Genomic DNA, 1,697 nt, shown 5'->3' on the forward strand with positions numbered 1-1,697 from the left:
CCAACCGGCCCACCCGGACTACGCCCTCACGCACGACGAGTTGAGCATCCCCGGCGGCCAACAGGCCGGGCAGAACCTCACGTACCGAGGCAAAGTCTCCGGCCTCGGCGGGAAGGTCCACCAGCGCGATCCGTCCCGGGTACTCCGACTGCGCCGAACGCACCAATCCCCACGCCGCCGCAGCGGCCAGATCCACCACGGGCTCGCCCTCACCGGACGACACGGCTCCTCGTGTCACGAACACCAGACGCGAGTCGGCAAGATCCTCCCGACCGGCCCACTCCTGGAGCACAGCGAGAACCCGCGCCGTCACCTCATGCGTACGGCCAGGAACGTCACCTTCGCCACCAGACACAGGGACCACAAGGTCCGCATCCCCGGACAGCTCCGCCAGGGAAGCGACCGACGCCCCCACGCCGAACTCATCGGTTCCCAGGGACACATACCGCGCTTCGACCGCGTCCGCCTCGGGAGCCCCCACCCACTCCAACGACAACAACGCCTCGCGCCCCGCGCCACGTCGTGTCGCCGACGGGGCGGTGCCGGGGTCGCGGTAGGCCCGCATCACCATGGCCTCGGCGGACAGGACGGGTGCGCCCTCGACGTCGGCGGCCGCGATGGACATCGAGTCGTCGCCGGTCTTCACGACATGGACCCGCAGGATCGAGGCGCCGCCCGCGTGCAGCGAGACGCCCCGCCAGGCGAACGGCAGGAACTGGTCGTCCTCGGTGCCCACCCCGGCCATCCGGTGCGTCTGCAACACCGCGTCCAGCAGCGCCGGGTGGAGCCCGAAGGCGCCGGCCTCGTCGGCGACATGGTCCGGGAGCGCCACCTCTACGTACGCGCCGTTCTCGGAACGCCAGACGGAGCGCAGGCCCTGGAACGCCGGGCCATAGCCGGTCCCGTCGTAGAAACCCTCCAGATCGACGGGGTCCGCGCCCTGCGGCGGCCACGCCTGCGGGCCGAAGTCCACGACCTTCTCGCCGCTGACCAGCGTGCCGTTGGCGTGCTGGATCCACGGCCGTCCGGGGTCGTCGTCAGGACGCGAATGCACGGAGACGGTTCGGGCGCCCGCCTCGTCGGCGGCCCCGACCAGCACCTGGACCTGGGTGGCGCCCTCCTTCGCGAGCACCAGCGGCGCCATCAGGACCAGATCCGCGACACGGTCGCAGCCCACCTGGTCGGCGGCGCGCATCGCCAGCTCCAGGAAGCCCGTTCCCGGGAAGAGGACGCTGCCGCCCATGGCGTGATCGGTCAGCCACGGATGCGTGTGCAGCGACAGCCTCCCCGTCAGCACCACCTCGCCGGACTCCGCGAGCGTGAGCGTGACACCCAGCAGCGGGTGCTCGGCCGACTGGAGCCCAGCGGCGGACACATCGCCGGACACGGCGGCGGTGCGGGGCCAGTACCACTCGTGCTGGAAGGGGTACGTGGGGAGGTCGACGCGGCGGGCGCCGGTGCCGTCGAAGATCCCGGACCAGTCCACGCCGACACCCGTGACGTACAACTGGGCGAGGGCGGTGACCAGGGCGGTCTCCTCCGGGCGGTCCTTGCGCAGGACCGGGACGGCCACCGCCGACTGATCCAGGGTGTGCTGGGCCATCGCGGTCAGAACACCGTCCGGACCCACTTCGAGGAAGGCCGACACGTCTTCGGCCGCGAGGGTGCGGATGCCGTCGGCGAAGCGGACGGTCTCG

At 71.7% G+C, this 1,697-nt stretch carries 1 protein-coding gene; it reads right to left on the reverse strand.

Annotated elements, in window-relative coordinates; genetic code table 11:
* On the reverse strand, nt 1-1,697 hold a 1,697-nt coding region (locus AC51EU_RS30265), incomplete at both ends, for a SpnB-like Rossmann fold domain-containing protein (RefSeq protein ID WP_496270288.1).

This window comes from Candidatus Streptomyces philanthi (assembly GCF_059553635.1).